The organism is [Mycobacterium] manitobense (genome assembly GCF_025821665.1).
Classification (GTDB): Bacteria; Actinomycetota; Actinomycetes; order Mycobacteriales; family Mycobacteriaceae; genus Mycobacterium; species Mycobacterium arseniciresistens.
Map to the genome: position 1 here is coordinate 1 of NZ_JACKSJ010000016.1, position 13,890 is coordinate 13,890.

The following is a 13,890-nucleotide window of genomic DNA, read 5'->3' on the forward strand; positions in this document are numbered from 1 at the left end:
GCCGCAGCGCCCGTGCCACCGGGAACGGCGGCTTGCGCACCGCCAGGACCCGCCGCAGCGGCCGGGCCACCGGGGACCGCGGCTTGGGCGCCGTTCGGGCCCGCATCACCCACGGGACCGCATGCGACGCCCGGTGCACACGGCGGCGGGGCCGGCGGGTTGGCGAGAGCGATCGGTGCAGCTGCGATTCCCGCGGCAGCGACACCGGCGAACAGGACTGGTGTGAGCTTCGAAAGTTTCGCGTTCATGATCAAGGGGTTTCCACGCCGCTGCGGTGCTTAAACCGGCTACCGACAATTCGTCTTGTCAGCCGTTTCACCTCACGCGAACTTGGCGGCGATCCTCGGTGGCAGCACCTTGAGCAGCAGCACCAGGGGCGCCCACGGCCACGCCGGCACCGCGGCGCGGCCACGCTCACGCTCGATGGCGTCGACCATCGCCGCCGTCCCGGTCTGGGTATCGACCATCAGCCGGGTGGTCTCAGCCTTGGCCGTCATCTCCGATTCGATGTAGCCGGGTTCGAGCACCGTCACCGTGATCGGGCTGCCGGCGTACTCGGCCCGCAACGACTCGCCGAGCGACGAGACGCCGGCCTTGCTCGCGGCGTAGGCAGCGCGCACGCCGGGCACGCCCTTGTTGCCGAGCACCGAGGACACGAGCACCAGGTGCCCGCCACCGGCGGCGGTGAACATCTCGAGTGCCGTCTCGATCTGCACCAGCGCGGCGACCAGATTTGTCTCGATCGTGGCCTTGTTCGCCCACAGCTTGCCCGTCCCCAGCCGGGCGCCCTTGCCGACGCCGGCGTTGACGACGATGCGGTCGATGCCACCCAGTTCCTCGGACAGCGCGGCGAACACCTGCGGCACCCGGTCGTGGTCGTTGACGTCGAGTGCGGCGACGGCCACCCGGATCGCCGGATGCCGGTCCTGCAGTTCGGCCTTGAGCTCCTCGAGGCGGTCGATCCGGCGCGCACACAGTGCGAGGTCACGGCCCTTGGCGGCGAACACCCTGGCCATTCCGGCGCCCAGGCCGGAACTGGCGCCGGTGATGAGGATCCTCTGCCTGGTCATCGGAGCAGCGTAGCGACCGGCCGCCGGCGCTACTTGACGCCAGGGATGCGGCGAAGCGCCTTGAGTCCCGCGGTCATCACCGTGGCGTAGCGGTCCGCGCGGAGCCATGGCGGCGCACCGACGGGTAGCCCACGCTCGGTGGCGATGGTCTGGGACTCGGTGTACTTGAGGATGCCGTGTTCGCCGTGGCGGCGGCCGACGCCGGAGTCCTTCATGCCGCCCATCGGAGCGTCCACCGACGCCCACGCCGCGGCGTACGCCTCGTTGACGTTGACCGTGCCCGCCTGCAGCTTCGCCGCCACCCGCCGACCGCGTTCCGGATCATTGGTCCACACACTGAAATTCAGGCCGAACCGGCTGTCGTTGGCCTTGGCGATCGCTTCGTCCTCGGAGTTCACCCGGTAGACCGAGACCACGGGTCCGAAGGTCTCGTCCTCGTAGACGTCCATGCCTTCGCGCACTCCGGTCAGGATCGTCGGCTCGTAGAAGTACGGTCCGATGTCCGGCCGCGGCTGCCCGCCGGTGAGCACGGTCGCGCCCTTGGACTGCGCGTCGTCGACGTGTTGGCGGACCGTTTTCAGCTGGTTCTCGTTGATCAGTGAGCCCATGTCGGCGGAGTAGTCGAGGTCGGGCGTGAGCTTCAACGCCTGCGTGTACTCGACGAACCGCCCGATGAACGCGTCCCACAGCGCATCGGGGACGTAGATCCGCTCGATGGAGATGCACAGCTGCCCGGCGTTGGAGAAGGCCGCCTTGACCGCGCCGCGGGCCGCTTTCGCGGCATCGGCGTCGTCGAGCACCAGCAGTGCGTTCTTGCCGCCCAATTCCATCGAGTAGTCGATCAGCCGCTCCGCGGCCTGCTTGGCGACGGTCCGCCCGGTGCTCGTCGAACCGGTGAACATCAGGAAGTCGGACTGTTCGATGATCGGCGTGCCCAGTTCCGATCCCGGCCCGGTGACGGTCTGTACCAGCCCCGGGGGCATTCCAGCCCGTTCGAGCAGCTGCACCGCCCACAGGTGGGAGAACGGCGTGCGGTCGTCGGGCTTGGCCAGCACCGCGTTGCCCGCGACCAGCGCTGGCAGCGCGTCACTGATGCCGAGAGTCAGCGGGTAGTTCCACGGGGAGATGACGCCCACCAGCCCCTTGGGATGGTGGTGCTCCCACACCTCGGTGAGCATCAGCTGCACACCCTGGCGGCGCTTCGGCCGGAGGTACTTCTCGGCGGTGTTGGCGTAGTAGCGGGCGGTCAGCGCGACGTCGATGACCTCCTCGAACGCGTGACGGCGGGCCTTGCCGTTCTCCAGCTGGATGAGGTCGAGCACCTCGTCCTGATGTTCGAGGACCAGGTCGTGCAGCCGGACCAGCACCTGTGCCCGTTCGGCGACCGGGCGGGCCGCCCACTCCTGCTGCACGGCGCGGGCGCGTTCCGCCGCCGCGGCGACGTCCTCGGCGGTGCAGTGCGGTACCTGCCCGAGCGGACGGCCCGTCATCGCGTCGGTGATGTCGCGCTTGCGGCTGGAGTCGGCCGCATGGACCCGGCCGGGCAGGTCGGCGAGGAGCGCGGCGACGCGGGGATGGGCGGTGCTGAATGTCGTCATGGCAGTCCTTCCGGTCTGACGTCAGGGATACCCGCACGGGAGACCGGCAAGCGCATTACTTGAGCAGTCGCGACATCCGCCGGTCGGCGAGCACCTTCCCGGCGGTCTGGCACGTCGCGCAGTACTGGAACGACTTGTCCGCGAACGACACCTCGCGCACGGTGTCCCCGCAGACCGGACACGGCAGCCCGGTGCGCGCGTGCACCCGCAGCCCGGAACGCTTCTCGCCCTTGAGGGTTGCGGCCTGTTGGCCCACCGACCGCGACACCGCATCGGTGAGCACCGAGATCATCGCGTCGTGCAGCGAGCCCAGCTGCGCGGCGGTCAGCTTGTTGGCGGTGGCGAATGGCGAAAGGCGCGCCACGTGCAGGATCTCGTCGCTGTAGGCGTTGCCGATCCCGGCGATCACCTTCTGGTCGGTGATGACGGTCTTGAGCCGGCCGCTGTTGCCCGCCAGCAGCCGGCCGAGGTCTTCGACGGTGAGTTCCAGCGCATCAGGACCGAGGCCGGCGATGCCCGGCACCGTGTCCGGGTCGGTGACGAGCCAGACCGCCAGCCGCTTCTGGGTGCCGGCCTCGGTGAGATCGAAGCCGGGCGCCTCGCCGGGCGTGCCGAGGTGGACGCGCAGCGCGATCGGCCCCTTGCCCGGCTTCAGCGGAGCGGCGGCGAGCTTGTCCGACCAGCGCAGCCAGCCGGCCCGGGACAGGTGGGTGATCAGGTGCAGGTCGCCGAATTGGAGGCCGAGGTACTTGCCCCACCGGTTGGCACCGGTGACCTCGCGTCCGTGCAGCGCGGTGATGGGCGGGTCGAAGGTCTTGAGCACCGAGAAGGCCGAGACGTCGACGCGGCCGACCGTCAGGCCGACGGCATGGCGACGAAGGTGGTCGGCCAGCGCCTCGACTTCGGGGAGTTCAGGCATGAAACCAGTGTGCCCCTCAGCGCTCGGCCAGCAACCGGCCTGTGAGCAGCGACAGCACCCAGCTCACGAGGGACAACACGATCGCCGCCCAGATGGCCGTCCACCAGAAGTGGTCGATGTAGAGGCCCCAGTGCGTGGTGTGCTCGGTGATCGAGGCGGTGATCCACAGCATCAACGCGTTGATGACGACGTGGAACAGCCCGAGGGTGAGGATGTAGAGCGGGATCGACAGCAGCTGCACGATCGGCTTGATGATCGCGTTGACCACGCCGAAGATCAATGCGACCACACCGATGATGCCGATCTCCTGCAGCCGGTTGTCGGCGCCGACGAAGCTCATGCCCGGCACGAACCACGTGACGAGCCACAGCGCGAAGCCGGTGACCACTGTGCGGAGCAGGAACCCCATGCGGTGATCCTGCCACGATCGGGACTCGCGTCAGGGGCGCAGCAGGTAGGTGTCCATGATCCAGCCGTGCCGCGAGCGGGCCTCGGCGCGGATGTCGGCGATCGTCTGGCCCACCTCGCCGACGGTGCCCGCCACGAGGATCTCGTCGGGTGTGCCCAGGTAGGCGCCCCACCATATCCGCGTCGCCGGGGGGCACTGCCGGAATGCGCAGTCCGCGTCGAGCATCACCACCGCGGCGCCGGCCAGTCCGTGCTCCCGCAGCCGGCGGCCGGTGGTGATCAGCACCGGCTCGCCGACGTCGTTGAGCGGGATGCGGTGTCGCGCGGTGAGGGCCTGGATGGCGGTGATGCCGGGCACCACGTCGTAGTCGATGTCGACGTGTGCGCCGACCAGGTCGAGGATGCGCAGCGTGCTGTCGTAGAGCGACGGGTCGCCCCAGGCGAGGAACGCGCCGACGCCGTCCGGTTCGAGTTCGGTCGCGATCGCCTCGGCCCAGATCCGGGCGCGCTCGACATGCCAGTCGGCGACGTTGCGCCGGTAGTCGCCGTCGTCCGCGCGCTTCGGGTCGGGCAGTTCCACGAACCGGTAGCCGGGCGTGGCGATGAACCGCTCGCAGACGTCGCGGCGCAGCGCCATCAGATCGCTCTTGGCGTCGCCCTTGTCGGCGGCGAAGAAGACCTGGGTGTCGTTGAGTGCGTCGACGGCCTGGGCGGTGACATAGCCGGGGTCGCCCGCGCCGATGCCGATGACGTGGATGCGTCGGGTCACGCTGCGAAGTATGCGTCACCCGTGTCGGGCGGCGACGTGGGAACAGGCTGTGGTCTCAACACTGCGGTTGCATCCGGCTGTCGCCTTGCGAAGGGATGGAACGCAACCTATTCACCCGCCGCCGCTTCGGACGCTACGCCGCACATGGGGGGCCGTCTACGGATTCCGTACGTCAAGACCGGAAAGACTACGAATTTCGTACCTCAGGCCAGCATGCCGTCGCGGAGTTTGGCGAGCGATCTCGCCAGCAACCGTGACACGTGCATCTGTGAGATGCCGAGGCGTTCGGCGATCTGGGTCTGGGTGAGCGACTCGAAGAAGCGCAGCCGGATGATGGTGCGCTCGCGTTCGGGCAGGGAGGCCAGCAGCGGGCGCAGCGCCTCCCGGTTCTCGATGTGGGCCATGTCGGGGTCGTTGCCGCCCAACGTGTCCGCCAGTGCCGGTGCGCTGTCGTCGTCGCCGCCGCCCGTTGCGGCGTCGGTTGACAACGTCCGGTAACAACTCCCGGCGATCAGCCCCTCCACCACCTCGGCGCGGTCGAGTCCGAGTTCGGCGGCGATCTCGCTCGCCGTCGGCGCCCGGTTGAGCCGCTGTGAAAGATCGGCCACTGCCGCGCCGAGAAGTTGGTGCCGTTCCTTCAGCCGTCGGGGCACGTTCACCGACCAGCCGCTGTCGCGGAAGTAGCGCTTGATCTCGCCCATGATCGTCGGCACCGCGAAGGACAGGAAGTCGACGCCCTTGTCCACGTCGAACCGGTTGACCGCATTGACCAGTCCCAGGCGGGCGATCTGTACCAGGTCGTCGCGTGGCTCGCCGCGATTGACGTACCGCTGCGCGCAGTGTTCGGCCAGTGGAAGGCATCGGGCGATGATGCGGTCGCGCTGGCGCTGGTGTTCGGCCGAACCCTCCGGCAGCAGTGCAAGGCCGGCGAACAGCACGAGGACGTCCTCGTAGTCGGACGGTCTGGATTGAGGCCGACGGCGCCCGCTCCGTTGTTCGCGAGTCCGCTCGACTGTTGTCATGGTTCAGGAGTACCCACCGCGGGCGGTCGCCCTTTTGCTGGCGTCCGTCAGTTACCGTCGCCGTGACCTCACCGTGAGTCCGCCTACGCAGGCGTTTTGCCAGTTGACGACGGTAGCTGCGCAGCCAAGAACGCTGCGTGAATTGGCTACCGGGAACCACCGGATTTCGCTAATCGCACCTGGATTCAGGACTCGTCGCCGCCCCTGCTGCGGCGCAGCGCGGCCGCGCGCTCGATGTCCTTCTCCTCGGCGGCCTCGTTCTTCTCGACGACGCGAGTGTCCCGCGGGGGCAGCTGCAACTCGCGTTCGGCCGGCAGGCCGGCCTGCAGTTGCCTGCCCCGCTCGAGTTCGGCGTCGAGTTCGGCGCCGAACAGCAGCGCCAGGTTGGTGATCCACAGCCAGAGCAGGAAGACGATCACGCCGGCGAGTGCGCCGTAGGTCTTGTTGTAGCTGGCGAAATTGGCGACGTACAGGCCGAAGCCGAGCGACGCGACCATCCACGTCAGTATCGCCACGCCGGCGCCGATGCTGATCCACTTGAACTTCGGCTGCTTCACATTGGGGGTGGCGTAGTAGAGCACCGCGACGGCCAGCACGACGAACAGCAGGATCGCCGGCCACTTCACCACGCTCCACAGCGTCACCGCGGCACTGCCCGCACCGATCGCATCGCCCACCGCGCGGGCGACGGGTCCGCTCACCGCCAGCATGAACGCCACCGCCGCCACCGACACGACACCGGCCAGCGTCAGCACCAGCTGCAGCGGCCGCAGCTTCCACACCGGGCGGCCCTCCTGCACCTCGTACATGCGGTTCATCGCCCGGCCGAAGGCGCCGACGTAGCCCGATGCCGACCACAGTGCGCCCGCCAGGCCGAGGATCAACCCGAGACCGGCCTGCGGCGACTCGACGAGCTGCTGGATCGGCCCGCGCAGCGTGTCGAGAGCCGACGACGGGGCGACGTCGTCGACGGTCTGCAGGACCGCATCGGTGGTGCGCTGGCCCTGACCGAAGACGCCGAGCAGTGACACCATCGCCACCAGCGCCGGGAACAGCGACAGCACCGCGTAGTAGGTCAGGGCGGCCGCGAGGTCGGTGCACTGGTCCTGCTGGAATTCGCGGGCGGTCTTGCGCAGCACATAGAACCAGGACCGTTTGGTGAGGTCGGTCGGCGAGTCGGGCTTGCGCGGGTCGTCGGGGTCCGGAGCGCGGTCCCGATCGTCAGTGGTGACGGTCATATCCGGCGCGTTTACCCCCGGCACCGGAGGTCAAACGCCTACCGTGGGTATCCGGTACCGCGAGTATTGACCGAGGTCGGTTCCGTCACTAACTTCACTTACATACCGTCCGGAAGGGAAGTCGACGATGACCGCATCGGTGAAGCCCACTGGCCCTACCCGCGCGGAGTTCTCGGAGCGGCTGCTGAAGGGCTCGGTGAAGAAGTCCTACTCCCCGGTCGTCGACATCGACTGGGACGCGCCGCTGGACCCGGACAAGTTCTACCTGCCGCCCAGGGTCGTGTCGCTGTACGGAACGCCGTTGTGGGACAGCATGTCCCGCGAGCAGCGGATCGAGCTGTCGCGACAGGAGCTGGTGAACACCCTGTCGGCGGGGATCTGGTTCGAGAACATCCTCAACCAGGCGCTGCTGCGCAAGATGATGCACCAAGACCCGACCGCCCGCTCCACCCACTACGAGCTGACCGAGCTGGGCGACGAGACGCGTCACATGATCATGTTCGGCAGGGCCATCGAGCGGGTCGGCGCGAAGCCGGTCCGCCCGAAGCTCTATCAGCGGGTCATCATCAACATGCTGCCGATGGCGTTCCAGGGCTCGCTGTTGTGGGTCGCCGCCCTGATCGGTGAGGAGATCTTCGATTCACTGCAGCGCCAGATGATGGACGACCCCGAATTGCAGCCGATGGTGCAGCGACTCATGCGGATCCACGTGACCGAGGAGGCCCGCCACATCCAGTTCGCCCGAGACGGACTGCGCAAGCGCGCACCGCACATGCGGCGGGTCAGCAGGTGGTGGGCGGCCAACATCAACGGCGCAGGCGGACTGTTCTTCCGCCATCTGTTCAGCAATCCGGTGCCCTATGCACGGGCCGGGCTCGATGCGCGCGAGGCACGCCGCCTGGTCCGCGCCAGCCCGCACCGCCGCGAGGTGCAGATCACCGGCTTCGCCCCGCTGGCCGCCTTCCTCGACGAGGTCGGGCTGCTCGGGCCGGTCGCGCGGCGGCTGTGGCGGCGCACCGGTTTCCTTCCGCAATGACCCACCGCGTCGTCATCGTCAGCAACGGATCAGGTTCGCGCACAAGGGATGTGCTGCAGCACAGCGGGCTCACCGACGTCGTCGTCCTTAACGGGGTGACCGACCGGTGCTTCGACCGCACCGCGCACACCTGGACCCTGCGCACCGGCGACGGTACCGAGCATCGCGCGCAGATCGTCGTCGACGAACGGCCCGCCGAGCACACCCCCGCGCCGTACCTCGGCATCGCCGTGCACGGCATGCCGAACCACTTCCTGCTCAACGGAGCGGACCACGGCGGGAAATCGCGCTACATCGTCGAATGCCTGCGCACGATGGAAAGCCGTGGCAGCACCCGGATCGAAGTCCGCCACAGCACCCAGCAGGTGTACAACGACAAGTCGGGCAGCGGCCGCGAGGTGATCCCCTGGCGGCGGCTCGCCAGGAAGATTCCGTCGGCATTCCACATGAGCTCCTCTCCCACGCTGGACGACGGAGTGTTCGACGGGCCGGTCGTGGTGCACATCGGAGGCGACGCGTTCGACGCACGGGCGCGGCTGGCCGGCCACCTCGACCCCATCGACGGCAGATACCACTGGCAGGGAACGCTATTCGGTGAGTTGCCGGAGGATGTGGTGTCGAGAACAGTAACCGTCGGCATCGGCGACCGCCGCGCCGACGGCCGCATCACCGAGCGCACGCCGTCGGGTTACTCGGTGACCGGGGTCGGCGCGCCGCCGTTCCCGCTCGACGACGTCGAGGTCACGCTGCCGCAAGTTTGATGCGGACGGCTATGACGGCCCGCTGCGCTCGGCTCTCACCTGTGCGCCGACCCGGTCGCCGGCGGGCCCGTCGTCGTCCTCGCGGCTCAGCGCATCGACGACCTTCTCCGCCTTCTCGTCGGGCATCAACGGTGGCAGCAGCGGGGTCGCGGCGTCGACCACCGCCTCGATGACGAACGGCCGGTCGGCGCCCAGTGCGTGCCGCCAGGCCTCCGCCGCCTGGCCGGATTCGGTGACGCGGGCGCTACCCAGTCCGAGCAGCTCGGCGTACTCCGCGTAGGGGAACTCCGGAACCCGCTGCGAGGCAGGGAACCTCGGGTTGCCCTCCATCTCACGCTGTTCCCAGGACACCTCGGTCAGGTCGCGGTTGTGCAGCACCAGCACGACGAATCGCGGATCGGACCACTGCCGCCACCGGTCGGCAAGCGTGATGAGCTCGAGCAGTCCGTTCATCTGCATCGCGCCGTCACCGACCAGGGCGACGACGGGCCGGTCGGGCGCATCGAGCTTCGCGGCGATGCCGTAGGGCAGTGCGCATCCCATCGACGCCAGGTAACTCGACACATGCGCGGGCACACCGCGGGGCAGCCGCAGATGCCTGGCGTACCAGTACGTCGACGATCCGACGTCGACGGCCACCCGCGCATCGTCGGGCAGAAACTCTGACAGCGCACCGACCACGGCCTCGGGGTTGGCGCTGGTTCCCACCACGTCGCGGCGGTCGGACGCGACCTCATCCCAGTGCCGCGCCCAGTCGTGCACGCGGCGCTGCCAGCCGCGGTCGTCGTGGCGGGTGAGCATGGGCAGCAGTGCCGAAAGGGCATGTGCCGCATCGCCGATCACCGGCGCCTCGACCGGGTACTTGGCGCCGACGACGCGCGCCTCGATGTCGATCTGCACCGCGCGGGCCTGGCCGGGTGCGGGGTAGAACTCCGTCCACGGGTCGTTGCAGCCGACGATCAGCAGCGTGTCGCACTCGGCCATCAGATGCGCGCTCGCGGTGGTGCCCAGGTGGCCCATCACGCCGGTGTGCCAGGGCGCCGACTCGTCGAGCACCGGCTTGCCGAGCAGCGAGACGGTGACGCCCGCGCCCAGGATGTCGGTGACCGCGGCGATCTCATCGGCCGCGCCCGCGCCGCCCCGGCCCACCAGCAGGGCGACCCGCTCCCCCGCATTCAGCACGTCGGCGGCTGCGCGCAGCTGCTCTTCGGGGGCGCGCACCTGTGGCCTGGCCGCCACGGCGGCCGACGGCACCACACCGTGGCTGTGTTCGAGCTGCTCGGGCATCTCCGCCTGCTGCACGTCGTGCGGAACGATGAGGCACGTCGGCGTCGAGGTCGCCATCGCGGTGCGCATCGCGTTGTCCAGGGCCATCAAGGCCTGCTCGGGTGCGAACACCGTCTGCACGTACTGCGCGCAGACGTCCTTGAACAGCGAATGCAGGTCCACCTCCTGCAGGTAGCCGCTGCCGAGCGCGGTGGTGACCACCTGCCCGACGATCGCCACCACCGGCCTGCGGTCGAGCTTGGCGTCGCAAAGGCCGGCCAGCAGGTGGATCGCGCCCGGTCCCTGGGTGGCCGTGCAGACGCCGACATGACCGGTGTACTTGGCATGTCCGCACGCCATGAACGCCGCCATCTCCTCGTGCCGGGTGGCGATGAATTCCGGCTCACCCGAGCGCTGCAACGCGCCGAGCAGGGTGTTGATGCCGTCACCGGCGTAACCGAAAACGCGGGTGATGTCCCAGTCCAGCAGTCGCGCCACGAGCGCGTCAGCGACTGTCTGCTCCGATGCCATGCCGTGCGCTTACCCCGAAGTGTGCACGCGGGTCAGCTGGGATTCTCGTTCGTCAGCGCGTGGAAGCCCTTGGCCTGGGCGCGGGCCAGCGACGCACGGACCAGCCCGACGATCATGCCCTGCACGGCGGCGGCGATGAAGATCTCCTTCGCGGAGCTCTGCAGGTCCATCGGTTCCGGCGGCTCCTGGCCGGACGGGTTCGCCCGTTGCCAGATCTCGGTGAAGATCTTCCCGGCCAGCAGGCCTCCGACGATGCTGCTTGCGAGGGCTAACGGCTTGTACATGGTTTTGGCGGCGCTCACGCTGACGATGTTCCCGGGTGGGCCAAAGCCAAACCTCGAACTAGAACACGTTCTAGTATTCGGGAGACACCCGACGACGAGGAGACGACGTGCGGTTCACCTACGCCGAGGCCATGACCGACCCGACGTTCTACATCCCGTTGGCGAAGGCGGCCGACGAGGCCGGCTACCACGCCATGACCATCCCGGACAGCATCGCCTACCCGTACGAGTCGGACTCGACGTATCCCTACACCCCCGACGGCGACCGCACGTTCCTCGACGGCAAGGCCTTCATCGAGTCCTTCGCGCTGATCGGTGCGCTGTCCGCGGTGACAACGCGGCTGCACTTCAACATCTTCGTGCTGAAGCTGCCGATCCGCCCGCCCGCCCTGGTGGCCAAGCAGGCCGGCTCGCTGGCCGCGCTGTTCGGCAACCGGCTCGGCCTCGGCGTCGGCACGAGCCCGTGGAAGGAGGACTACGAAGTCATGGGTGTGCCGTACGCCCGCCGCGGCAAGCGGATGGACGAGTGCATCGACGTCATCCGCGGCCTCACCACCGGCGACTACTTCGAGTACCACGGCGAGTTCTACGACATCCCCAAGACCAAGATGACACCCGCCCCGAGCGAGCCGATCCCGATCCTGATCGGCGGCCACGCGGAAGCGGCGCTGCGGCGCGCGGCCCGCAACGACGGCTGGATGCACGGCGGCGGCGACCCCGAGGAACTCGACACCCTCATCACGCGCATCCAGCAGCTGCGCGAGGAGGAGGGCCGCGACGGCCCGTTCCAGATCCACGTCATCTCCATCGACGGGTTCAGCGCCGACGGCGTCAAGCGCCTGGAGGACAAGGGCGTCACCGACGTCATCGTCGGCTTCCGCATTCCCTACATCAAGGGCCCTGACACCGAGCCGCTCGACGCCAAGATCCGCAATTTGGAGTGGTTCGCCGAGAACGTGATCGCCAAGCTGTAGTCCGGTTGCGATGTCGCCGTCTGGGTAATCGCCGAAAGATGGCCGGTATCGGAGCGCGACGCAAAGGGCACACGACAACAGTGCGCAGGTGGGGAATTTGACCACGTCGGCAAAGCTGTCGATCGCCGTCTCCTCGGCTGCCGAGGCGACGGTCCTGACCCCGGACGGCGTACTGGACACCACCACTTACCTGTCGCTCAGGGACAGCATCATCAACGCCGCCTTGGACGAACCTTGCGCGGTGATCGTGGACATTGCGCATCTGGTCGTCCCGGCGCAGTCCGCGCTGGCAGTGTTCACCAGTGCCAGGTGGCACGTCCGGCGCTGGCCCGAAGTACCGGTGATCCTGGTCAGTGAGGACGACGCCTGCCTCGAGATGCTCGCGCACAACGACGTGACGCGGTACGTCCCGGTGCACCCGACCGTCGATGCCGCTCTGGACGCCCTCTCCACACCCGTCAGACCCCGCCGACGCCGCGCCCGCACGGAACTGCCCCCTGAGCCGCTCAGCCTGCGTCGTTCACGCGACTTGGTCGGCCTGTGGCTGACCGCATGGTCACATCAGGATCTGGTGCCGGTCGCCAAGGTGGTTGTCACCGTTCTCGTCGAGAACGTGCTCGCGCACACCGACGGCCCGGCCAACCTCCGGGTGGAAACCGATGGCGCAGCGGTCACCGTAGCGGTCGCAGACGCCAGCCACAGTCTGCCGGGCCTTCGCGAGGAACCCGCAGCCGATCCGCGCCCGACCGGCCTCCAGGTCGTCGCCGCGCTGACGCGGATGTGGGGCACCGCCCCGACGCCGACGGGTAAAACGGTGTGGGCCGTGGTGGGTTCGGAGAACCGGTTGTAGCGCGGGTGTTCGCGGATCGACAGATCGTCGGCTGAATCAATCGCGCAGGGTGGCGTGTGGGCTGCGACCGAATGCCTCGCGGTACATCACGGCGAACCGGCCGGTGTGGGCGAAGCCCCACTTGGCCGCGATGGCGGTCACGGTGTCGTGTTTGCGGTCGGCCGCGGTCAAGTCCCGATGAGCCTGAGCGAGGCGGATACGCCGCAGATATTGCAGCGGCGTCGTCTCCAGGTGGCGGCGGAACATGTACTGCACCGCCCGCGGCGAGACGTGCACGGCCAACGCGATGTCGTTGAGGGCGATGTCGTTGGTCGCGTTCTCTTCGATGTAGGCGATGGCACGACGCAGCAAGAGTGGCGTGGCGTCGGTGCGGTCGTGCGCCGCCGAGTCGTCCGGCATGACGCCCGGGAAGGCCGACAGTGTCACCGCGCCGAGCAGTCGGCCGGCATGCCCCAACACCAAGGGCGTCGCCTTCGTGTCGTCGGCCAACACGCAGTCCCGCACATAGGTGACCGTGTCGCGCCACATCCTGGCCGCCGTCGCGCTGACCGGTGTGAACCGCTCGAAGCGCAGCGACCTGGACCGGACGGCCTCGAGCTTGCCGTGTGCCGCGCCGACGACGAGGGCGGGATCCAGCAGCAGCACCGTCGCGGTCAGGTCCTCGGACAGCGCCTCGTACGGCAGAGCGGGCTGAGACAGGAGTGCGACGTCACCGGACCCGGCTGCGCCGTTGATCCCGTCGCAGTGGCCGGACACCCGCCCGGCGCTGGGCCAGACCGCCATCACCCGATTCAGGGCGTCGGGCGCGGCCTCCACCGTGCCCGGCATCCGCATCTCGTCGATGACGAACGATCCGGCGTCGGTGCGGCCGTGACGGAGCAGAGGCGCCTCGCCCGAGCGTTCTGTCGTGCGACGTAGGCGCATCCGCGCCTGATAGGCCGCGTCGAGATAGGGCCCGACCTCGCAAGGATCGCTCAGTTCGACACTGGATCGCGTCGGCCGGCCGTGCATGTTGATGTGCTTGTCGATCATGATCACCTCGGCGGGGGTGACGCAGTTCGGAGCTTAGGCTGAACCCCCGGGACTTGGCTCCACTTTAGCCGGTACCAGCGATCCCGGGCCGGATGTCACACGTTTGTCAGACTTCTCCAGCCCGCCGACAAG

14 protein-coding genes are annotated in these 13,890 nt (G+C 68.5%); 4 read left to right on the plus strand and 10 right to left on the minus strand.

Going from position 1 to position 13,890, the window contains the following annotated elements; genetic code table 11:
- Positions 1 to 320: 320 nt before the first annotated feature.
- The 7 genes from H7I41_RS01125 to H7I41_RS01160 all read right to left on the minus strand — a co-directional run bounded on the left by H7I41_RS01125 (position 321) and on the right by H7I41_RS01160 (position 7,024).
- Positions 321 to 1,070 carry an SDR family oxidoreductase gene (locus H7I41_RS01125; RefSeq protein WP_264010710.1) on the minus strand — a complete coding sequence of 250 codons (750 nt, stop codon included), beginning with the start codon at positions 1,068 to 1,070 and terminating at the stop codon, positions 321 to 323.
- Between the two features lie 29 nt (positions 1,071 to 1,099).
- Positions 1,100 to 2,668 (minus strand): succinic semialdehyde dehydrogenase, encoded by a 1,569-nt coding sequence (locus H7I41_RS01130; RefSeq protein ID WP_264010711.1) that lies wholly within the window; start codon positions 2,666 to 2,668, stop codon positions 1,100 to 1,102.
- Positions 2,669 to 2,723: 55 nt separating this feature from the next.
- Entirely contained in the window at positions 2,724 to 3,587 is an 864-nt protein-coding gene (locus H7I41_RS30235) for an Fpg/Nei family DNA glycosylase (protein WP_302471742.1), read from the minus strand.
- Positions 3,588 to 3,603: 16 nt separating this feature from the next.
- The gene (locus tag H7I41_RS01145; RefSeq protein ID WP_264010712.1) at positions 3,604 to 3,996 is read right to left on the minus strand and encodes a phage holin family protein; all 393 of its coding nucleotides are present in this window, start codon (positions 3,994 to 3,996) and stop codon (positions 3,604 to 3,606) included.
- A gap of 30 nt (positions 3,997 to 4,026) precedes the next feature.
- Positions 4,027 to 4,764, minus strand: coding sequence for a precorrin-6A synthase (deacetylating) (cobF, locus tag H7I41_RS01150; RefSeq protein ID WP_264010713.1), 738 nt, complete (start codon positions 4,762 to 4,764; stop codon positions 4,027 to 4,029).
- A gap of 203 nt (positions 4,765 to 4,967) precedes the next feature.
- On the minus strand, positions 4,968 to 5,786 hold the full coding sequence (locus H7I41_RS01155) for a SigB/SigF/SigG family RNA polymerase sigma factor (protein WP_264010714.1): 819 nt from the start codon (positions 5,784 to 5,786) through the stop codon (positions 4,968 to 4,970).
- Positions 5,787 to 5,971: 185 nt separating this feature from the next.
- A complete protein-coding gene (locus H7I41_RS01160; RefSeq protein ID WP_264010715.1) occupies positions 5,972 to 7,024 on the minus strand; it encodes a YihY/virulence factor BrkB family protein in 1,053 nt (350 codons plus the stop codon).
- 127 nt (positions 7,025 to 7,151) lie between these two features.
- Between H7I41_RS01160 and H7I41_RS01165 the strand changes: the two genes are divergently transcribed.
- Both H7I41_RS01165 and H7I41_RS01170 read left to right on the plus strand, forming a co-directional pair.
- Positions 7,152 to 8,060 (plus strand): AurF N-oxygenase family protein, encoded by a 909-nt coding sequence (locus H7I41_RS01165; protein ID WP_264010716.1) that lies wholly within the window; start codon positions 7,152 to 7,154, stop codon positions 8,058 to 8,060.
- On the plus strand, positions 8,057 to 8,821 hold the full coding sequence (locus H7I41_RS01170; RefSeq protein ID WP_264010717.1) for a DUF4873 domain-containing protein: 765 nt from the start codon (positions 8,057 to 8,059) through the stop codon (positions 8,819 to 8,821). Before H7I41_RS01165 ends, H7I41_RS01170 begins: the two co-directional genes overlap by 4 nt.
- A gap of 9 nt (positions 8,822 to 8,830) precedes the next feature.
- On the opposite strand, the gene H7I41_RS01175 is transcribed toward H7I41_RS01170, so the two are convergent.
- Complete coding sequence (locus H7I41_RS01175) at positions 8,831 to 10,618, minus strand: thiamine pyrophosphate-requiring protein (protein WP_264010718.1); 1,788 nt, start codon at positions 10,616 to 10,618, stop codon at positions 8,831 to 8,833.
- A 32-nt stretch (positions 10,619 to 10,650) separates the two neighbouring features.
- The gene (locus H7I41_RS01180) at positions 10,651 to 10,920 is read right to left on the minus strand and encodes a DUF4235 domain-containing protein (RefSeq protein WP_264010719.1); all 270 of its coding nucleotides are present in this window, start codon (positions 10,918 to 10,920) and stop codon (positions 10,651 to 10,653) included.
- An 89-nt stretch (positions 10,921 to 11,009) separates the two neighbouring features.
- On the opposite strand from H7I41_RS01180, the gene H7I41_RS01185 reads away from it, so the two are divergent.
- Positions 11,010 to 11,876 (plus strand): TIGR03619 family F420-dependent LLM class oxidoreductase, encoded by an 867-nt coding sequence (locus H7I41_RS01185; protein WP_264010720.1) that lies wholly within the window; start codon positions 11,010 to 11,012, stop codon positions 11,874 to 11,876.
- A gap of 97 nt (positions 11,877 to 11,973) precedes the next feature.
- The gene (locus H7I41_RS01190; protein WP_264010721.1) at positions 11,974 to 12,726 is read left to right on the plus strand and encodes an STAS domain-containing protein; all 753 of its coding nucleotides are present in this window, start codon (positions 11,974 to 11,976) and stop codon (positions 12,724 to 12,726) included.
- Positions 12,727 to 12,762: 36 nt separating this feature from the next.
- Here the strand turns inward: H7I41_RS01190 and H7I41_RS01195 are convergent, their stop codons facing one another.
- Entirely contained in the window at positions 12,763 to 13,758 is a 996-nt protein-coding gene (locus tag H7I41_RS01195) for a helix-turn-helix transcriptional regulator (RefSeq protein WP_264010722.1), read from the minus strand.
- Between the last annotated feature and the right edge of the window lie 132 nt (positions 13,759 to 13,890).